This is a genomic window from Nocardiopsis lucentensis DSM 44048, from assembly GCF_000341125.1.
In the GTDB taxonomy this organism is placed as follows: domain Bacteria; phylum Actinomycetota; class Actinomycetes; order Streptosporangiales; family Streptosporangiaceae; genus Nocardiopsis; species Nocardiopsis lucentensis.
The window spans coordinates 1-272 of the sequence record NZ_ANBC01000235.1; the positions used below are offsets into that span (position 1 = coordinate 1).

The window sequence follows — 272 nt, forward strand, 5'->3', positions numbered from 1 at the left end:
GTCCGACGCGACATCCGTTCCGCGCCGTACGGCCGCGGACCTGGAGGAGGCCGAGGCCGCCGCGCTGGCCCGACGGCGCGGCGGCGCTCAGCGCACCACTGCCCCGGAGCCCGACGGGAGCCCCGCTCCGGCCCTCGACCCCCGTGCCAACCGCAGCCTCGCGGGCGTGCTCGCGGAGGAGGGCGCCGCCTCTCCGACCGCGCAGGACGGTACCGACCGGGCCGTGACCGACACCGGTACCGACCGGGCCGCGCCTGAGGGCGACACCGGTA

Annotated in this window: 1 protein-coding gene; it reads left to right on the forward strand. The window is 79.0% G+C overall.

Annotation, left to right across the window (positions count from 1 at the left end):
• Positions 1-272, forward strand: a 272-nt coding sequence (locus D471_RS40070; protein WP_040688837.1) for a hypothetical protein, incomplete at both ends; no start/stop codon positions are given.